This is a genomic window from Actinomycetospora sp. TBRC 11914 (assembly GCF_012933465.1).
Lineage (GTDB): Bacteria > Actinomycetota > Actinomycetes > Mycobacteriales > Pseudonocardiaceae > Actinomycetospora.
The window spans coordinates 21232-27733 of the sequence record NZ_JABBND010000037.1 but is presented as its reverse complement, the minus strand read 5'-3'; the positions used below and the strand labels follow the sequence as shown (position 1 = coordinate 27733).

The 6502-nt window shown below is 75.1% G+C and carries 7 protein-coding genes; 1 reads left to right on the top strand and 6 read right to left on the bottom strand.

The genetic code is table 11. The features are described from left to right. From HH311_RS30460 to HH311_RS30440, 5 genes are all read right to left on the bottom strand, one after another. Positions 1-594 (bottom strand): carboxymuconolactone decarboxylase family protein (locus HH311_RS30460; protein WP_169187486.1); only part of this gene is annotated, 594 nt, incomplete at its 3' end. A 21-nt stretch (positions 595-615) separates the two neighbouring features. Next, positions 616-1089, bottom strand: coding sequence for a GNAT family N-acetyltransferase (locus HH311_RS32980; protein ID WP_312030507.1), 474 nt, complete (start codon positions 1087-1089; stop codon positions 616-618). 26 nt (positions 1090-1115) lie between these two features. Beyond that, entirely contained in the window at positions 1116-1700 is a 585-nt protein-coding gene (locus HH311_RS30450) for an isochorismatase family protein (protein WP_169187485.1), read from the bottom strand. Then, complete coding sequence (locus tag HH311_RS30445) at positions 1697-3097, bottom strand: MFS transporter (RefSeq protein WP_211191026.1); 1401 nt, start codon at positions 3095-3097, stop codon at positions 1697-1699. Before HH311_RS30445 ends, HH311_RS30450 begins: the two co-directional genes overlap by 4 nt. After that, on the bottom strand, positions 3094-3537 hold the full coding sequence (locus HH311_RS30440) for a MarR family transcriptional regulator (RefSeq protein WP_169187484.1): 444 nt from the start codon (positions 3535-3537) through the stop codon (positions 3094-3096). Before HH311_RS30440 ends, HH311_RS30445 begins: the two co-directional genes overlap by 4 nt. 722 nt (positions 3538-4259) lie before the next feature. Between HH311_RS30440 and HH311_RS31185 the strand changes: the two genes are divergently transcribed. Beyond that, positions 4260-4988 (top strand): C40 family peptidase, encoded by a 729-nt coding sequence (locus HH311_RS31185; protein ID WP_211191025.1) that lies wholly within the window; start codon positions 4260-4262, stop codon positions 4986-4988. Between the two features lie 41 nt (positions 4989-5029). Here the strand turns inward: HH311_RS31185 and HH311_RS30430 are convergent, their stop codons facing one another. After that, on the bottom strand, positions 5030-6490 hold the full coding sequence (locus HH311_RS30430) for an AMP-binding protein (protein ID WP_169187483.1): 1461 nt from the start codon (positions 6488-6490) through the stop codon (positions 5030-5032). Positions 6491-6502: the final 12 nt, after the last annotated feature.

Sequence of the window (6502 nt, the reverse complement as noted above, 5' to 3'; positions counted from 1 at the left end):
CGCAGGCACCTCGAACGCGTTCAGCAGCGCGGACGTCGCGAGGTACATGCCGATGAGGTGCACCATGTCGAGCACCCCGTCGCGCCCGAACGCCTCCTCGGCGGCCGCGTAGGCCTCGTCGTCGACGCGGTGGGTCCGCACGAGCTGGTCGGTGAACCGGTGGGCGGCGGCCTCGTCACGGGTGAAGCCGTCGGTCGAGCCGGACCGCAGGCCCTCGATCACCGTCTCGGACAGCCCGGCGGTCCGTCCCACCGCGACGTGCGCGTAGATCTCGTAGTCCGCGTCCCAGGCGAGCCCGACGGTGAGGATGACGACCTCGCGGATCGCCTTCGGCAGCGACGAGTGCTTCTGGTCGTGCTGCACCCACTGGTTGAACCCGGCGGCCTGGCCGGGGCGCAGCACGAACGCGTTGAACGGGCCGATGAGCCCGCCCTGGTCGTCGGTCGGGGCGAAGCCGGAGCGCTCGGCCCAGCGGACGCTGCGGTCTCGGATCTGGTCCGCCACCGCCTGCTGCTCGTCGTCGAGGTCCAGGGTCTCGTTGCGCGGGAGGCGGCCGCCCCAGTTCTTCGCGTCCGCCGCGGGGTGATCGGTCACGGACCGGGACGCTATTCCCGATCACGGGACGTCGCGCGGCGGCTCCCAGCGGAAGAGCGTCGAGTCCCGGCGGACGAACCCGACGCGCTCGTACAGCCGGATCGCCGCCTCCCGCGAGGGCCGCGAGGTGAGGTCGACGGTGCGGGCGCCCACCTCGACGGCGCGGTCCAGCGCGGCCCGCACCAGCGCCTCGCCCACCCCGCGCCCGCGGACGACGTCGTCGACCACCACGTCGTCGACGTGGGCCCGCAGCCCCGTCGGGAGCGGGTACATCACGAGCGTCAGGGCCCCGACGACGTCCCCGGTGTCCTCGAGCTTCGCGACGAACAGCGTCGTCGCCTCGTGCGCGACGACCCACGCGAGCGTCTGCTCGTCGAAGGCCGCGCTGCGCGAGAGCTGCGGGAGGAGTCGCTCGACGGCCGACCGCACGGCGTCGTCGAGCACCTCCACGATCTCGATCGCGACGGTGCTCCGGTCGGTGTCGTGGTCCGCCACGGCGGCCACGGTAGACCCGCGGGGATTCAGCTCCCGACGGGCGCGGGGAGCGCCGCGAGCACCTCCGCCGTCGTGGTCGTCTCGCCGATCTTGGGGAAGATCTTCCCGACGCTGTGGTGGTGGGTGGCCTCGTCGGTGTCGGCCATGGCGTCGGTGACCAGCACGACGTGGTAGCCGTGGTCGTGCGCCGCGCGGGCGGTGCCCTCGACGCCCATCGACGTCGCGATCCCGGTGAGCAGCACCTGCGTGGCCCCGCGCCGGCGCAGCTGCAGGTCGAGGTCGGTCCCGACGAAGGCCCCGACGTTGCGCTTGGTGACGACGGCGTCCTCCGGGTGTCCGGCGAGCTCGTCGACGATCTCGTCCCACCCGGCCGGCGGCGTCCCGCCCGCCCGGGACTGGTCGGCCCGGCCCGGGCTGAAGCCGGCGCCGTCGATGGTCACGCGCACCAGGACCACCGGGAGGCCCCGCTCCCGGAACGCGTCGGCGAGCCGGGCGGAGCGGGCGACGACGTCGGGCAGCGCGTGCGGGGCGGTCTCCCGGCCGGCGGCGATCCCGCGCTGCAGGTCGATCACGACGAGCGCGGGCACGGGGTCGAGCGCGGACAGCGTCACTGGGGGTCCTCCCGGGGAACGAGCCGACCGAGCGAGCGGTCGGCGAGGGTGATGACGACGAACAGGGCGGACGCGACGAGCATGACAAGCGCGAGGTCGTGCAGGCCCGCCGTCGTCGCGCCGTGGGCGAAGGCGATCCCGCCGGTGGTGGAGGCGGCGATCGCGCCGAGGTAGAAGAAGGTCCGCATGAGCCCGGCCGAGGACGCCACGCGGGCCGGCTCGCTCTGGCGGTAGACCGCGTTCTGCAGCGCCAGGGTCACCAGGCCCTGCGGGACCCCCGCGACCAGCGTGACGACCACGATCAGCCAGATCGGGCTGGTGCCGCCGAGCAGGAACAGCAGGACCGAGAGCACCACCTGCCCCGCGGCGCCCACCAGGAGCTTGCCCCGGACCTCCCGACGACGGCCGGTGAGCGCGGCGACGCCGATGCCGGTGACGAACACCGGCAGCAGGACCAGGCCGGCGACGGAGGCCGAGAGCCCCCGGCCCTGCTCGAGCCACTGCGTGAAGCCGTACAGCAGGCAGTAGGAGACGGTGGCCGCGAGCAGGGAGCGGACGAACGTCGTCAGCAGCGGAGCGTTCCCGCCGAGCACCCGCAGGTCCAGGAACGGCGAGGGCGCCCGCAGCTCCCACACCACCAGCGCGGCCCCGCCCGCGGCGACCACGACCAGCAGCGGCCACCACGCCGGGTGCATCAGCACGAGCAGGAGCGCGACGAGGGTCAGGGCGAACAGCGCGATGCCGGCCGGGTCGACGGTCGCGGCGAGGCTCGTCGTGCGGTCGCGGTGCCGGCCGCGGGGCAGTCGCCGGGCGCCGAGCACGAGGCAGACGACGGCGAGCGGGACGTTGATCCAGAAGGTGGTGCGCCACCCGCCGAGGCCGATCAGCAGGCCGCCCAGCGTCGGGCCGATCACCGCGATCGTCTGGGCCGACACCGAGAGCACGGTGAGGATGCCCTCGGGGCTGTCCCGGCCGGTGCGCTCGGCCTCGCCCCGCACCAGCGACATCGCCGCCGGGTAGCCCGCGCACGTCCCGAGCCCGAGCAGCACCCGCGCCCCGACCAGCGTCCAGATGTCCGGGGCGAGCGCGCCGAGCAGGCCGCCGATCCCGACGAGGGCCGTCCCGGCGAGGTAGAGCGGCCGCGGCCCGTACAGGTCGACCAGCCGTCCGGTGACCGGCTGCCCGACCGCCGTCGCCAGGTAGAGCCCGGCCACCAGCCACGCGGTCTGCGACGCCGGGGCGCCCAGCGCCACCCCGATGGGCACGAGCGCGACCGCGATCAGCGACGAGTTGACCGGGTTGAGGACCGCCCCGAGCACCATCGGGACGACGAGGCGGCGGTCGAAGGCCTCGCCATCGGTCCCGCGGCGGCGCAGCCGCGCGAGCAGCGCCGTCATCGGTCCGTCACCCGCTCCAGCAGCGTCATGGCCTCGACGAGCACGGCGCACTCCTGCTCGGTCAGCCGCTCGCTGAGCACCCCCGCCAGCCAGCCCTCCCCCGCCGCCCGGGAGCTCTCGAGGAGGTCCCGGCCGGCCGGGGTCACGGACACGATCTGGCGGCGCCCGTCGTCGGGATCGGGGGTGCGGGCGACGAAGCCGCGCTCCTCGAGCACCTGGATCGACATCGCGACCGACTGCGGCCGGACCCCCTCGGCGGCGGCGAGCGCGCTGGCGGTGGCCGGGCCCTCGCGGTCGAGCCGGCTGAGCACGCCGGTCTGCGAGGCCGTCAGTTCGGCGCGGTCGTGGTTCTCGCGCAGCCGCCGGCGCAGGCGGCCCAGCCCGACGCGTACCGCCCGGGCCGCCCGGACGGCCGCGACGGTCGGCTCCTCGGTGATCACGGCTCCGACCGTAACTCGACAGTCCAGATTGTTCAACTCAGCCTGTCGATCTCCTCCTCGGTGCGAGGGGAACCCTCGGTCGACTAGAGCGACCGGATGTTCCCCTCGCGAGGGCGGCCCCAGCCGGGGGTCGTTGCGCGAGGGGAGCCCTCGGTCGGATAGAGCGACCGAGGGGTCCCCTCGCGCGGGGACGACGGGGCCGACGCGGGCAGGACCGCCCACCGCGTCACGGGGACGACTCACCGCGCGACTCTCCGCGACGACCGGTCCGCCCCACCCCCGCGAAGCGCACGTCGCCCGTCACCACACCGATCCCCGAGAACCCGCCCGTGCACGACCGGCCGAGCCATCGTTGCTCCGTAGGGCCCCACGACGAGGACCGGCCGGACGCTCGGCGTGGAGCACACCGCGGTGGGCGGTCGGCCGCCCCAGCACCCCCGCACCGACCGCCCGCCGTGACACGCCCCGAGCGCGACCCCTGCAGATCACGAACAGGTCTCGATACGGTCCCCGGCGACTCACCACCCGGTGGGTCGACCCGGCTCCCCGCCCGGGTCGCCGTGCCCGTCCGGCGACCCGCTCCCCTGGGTGTGGACCGGGCCGTGCACCGCGACCGCGGTCGAGGACGGGAGCGGCGTCACCCCGAGGACGCCGTGGACGACCGAGAAAGCGTCACCATGCCCGGACGTCATGCCGCGACCGCCGGTCCGGTGTCCCTGCCGGTGTCCCTCCCCAGCTCCCTCACCGACAGCTCGCTCACCCGCGCCGGCATCGCCGCCGCCCTCGTCACCGCGAGCGCCGCGGCCGTCGCCGGCTCGACCGGGGCCTTCTCCCTCCCGAGTCTCGACAGCTCCCACGCCGCGGCGTCGATGAGCTACGCCCCGGCCGCCAACTCGATCCCGGTCCAGCGCGCGGCCGTCACCCCGGTGGCCGCGACCGCGCCCGCCGCGGCCCCCGCGGTCAAGCACACCTCGCCCGCCGCACAGCAGGCGGCGAAGCAGGCCGCCGACCAGGCCGCCGCCGCGAAGAAGGCCGCCCAGCAGAAGGCGGCCGCGGCCAAGAAGTCGAGCTCGGCATCGTCGGGCAGCGTCGCGGGCCTGGGCCCGCTGGGCGACCGCATCGTCTCCACCGCCGCGTCGTTCGAGGGCACGCCCTACGTCTACGGCGCCACCGGCCCGAGCTCGTTCGACTGCTCCGGGTTCACGTCGTACGTGTTCAAGAAGATGGGCATCAGCCTGCCCCGCACCGCGCAGCAGCAGTACGACGCGGTGCAGCACATCAGCAAGAGCCAGGCCCAGCCCGGCGACCTGGTGTTCATGGGCGGCTCGGACAGCATCTACCACGTCGCGATCTACGCCGGGAACAACAAGATCTGGACCGCGCCGGAGCCCGGCGAGTCGGTCAAGCTCGGCAACATGTTCGGCGACGTCAGCTTCGGCCGGGCGCGATAGCGCATGTGAACGGATGTGGTCGCCCGGACGACCACATCCGTTCACATGGCGGCCCGCCTGACCTTCCCCGCGTCGTCGCGCAACGGGTGGTCGACCAGCTCCACGACCCGCGGGATCTTGTGGTGCGCCAGCCGGTCGGCGAGGTCGGCGGGCAGCCGCTCGGCCAGGCCCGGCGCGGCCCCGTCGGCCGGCTGCACCACCGCCCGCACCACGCGGCCCAGGTCCGCGTCCGGGATCCCGACGACGACCGCGTCCGCCACCTCGGGGTGCGCGAGCAGCGCCGCCTCGACCTCGGCCGGGTACACGTTCGCCCCGCCGACGACGATCATGTCCGCCCGCCGGTCGGCCAGGTACAGGTAGCCCTCGTCGTCGAACCGGCCCATGTCGCCGAGCGACTCCCAGCCGTCGAGCGACCGCGGCGAGGCGCCCAGGTAGTGGTAGGTCGGCGCGCCCTCGGGCCGCATCCAGAGCTCGCCGGTCACCCCGGGCGGGCAGACGCGGCCGTCGTCGTCGCACACCCGCACCTGCCCGCGGGTCACCCGGCCCACCGAGCCGGGGTGCGCCAGCCAGTCCCGGCCGTCGATCATCGCGCTGGCCTGTGACTCCGTGCCCGCGTAGAGCTCGAGCAGGATCTCCGGGGCGGGCAGGCGCGCCAGCCACCCGCGCTTGACCTCCGGCGGGCACGGCGCGCCGACGTGCAGCGCCGTGCGCAGGCTCGACAGGTCCGCCGCGTCCCAGTCCGCCTCGGGCAGGCGCAGCATCCGGCCCATCATCGTCGGGACGAGGTAGAGCCAGGTCACCCGCCGCGAGCCGACCAGCTCCAGCGCCCGGGCCGCGTCGAACCGCTGCATGAGCACCACGTGGTGGCCCTGCAGCAGCGCCATCAGCGAGAACATGTACGGGGCGTTGTGGTGCAGCGGCGCCGTCGCCAGGAACACGCCGGACGGGCTCCGGTCGATCCGCAGCCCGTCCGCCCGCGCCAGCACGTGCTCGGTGCAGGCGGCCTGCCCGGCCACGATCACCTTGGGCCGGCCCGTGCTGCCGCCGGAGGTGGGGGCCTTCCACGACGGCCCGACGACGTCGGGCAGGGGCGCGGCATCCCCCTCCTGCAGGCACCGGTCGAGCTCGACGGCGTCGAGGTCGCTCCCCGGGAGTCCGACGACGAGCGCCGGGTCGGCCACCGCGAGCACCGCCTCCCGCTCCCCGGCCGGCATCCGTGCCGGCAACGGCTGCGGGACCGCGCCGACCTTCCACGCCGCCACCGAGCAGGCGACGTGGGCGACGACGTTGCCCAGCGCGATCGACACCAGGTCGCCGCGGCCGACCCCGCGCGCCGCGAAGGCCCGGGCCAGCCGATCGGTCCGGACGCCGAGCTCGGCACGGGTCAGCACCTCGTCGCCGTCGGACACCGCGGGTGCGGCCGGGGCGGCGGTCGCGAGCTCGCGCAGGCGGGTGCCGAGGGGCGTGGCACCGGGCGGGACGTCGGGCTCGGGGAAGCGCATCCCCCGATCCTC

What these genes read in the sequence shown, in the direction of transcription:
- HH311_RS30430 (WP_169187483.1), bottom strand. Translation starts at nt 6,490, where the DNA reads ATGCGCTTCCCCGAGCCCGACGTCCCGCCCGGTGCCACGCCCCTCGGC.
- HH311_RS30445 (WP_211191026.1), bottom strand. Translation starts at nt 3,097, where the DNA reads ATGACGGCGCTGCTCGCGCGGCTGCGCCGCCGCGGGACCGATGGCGAG.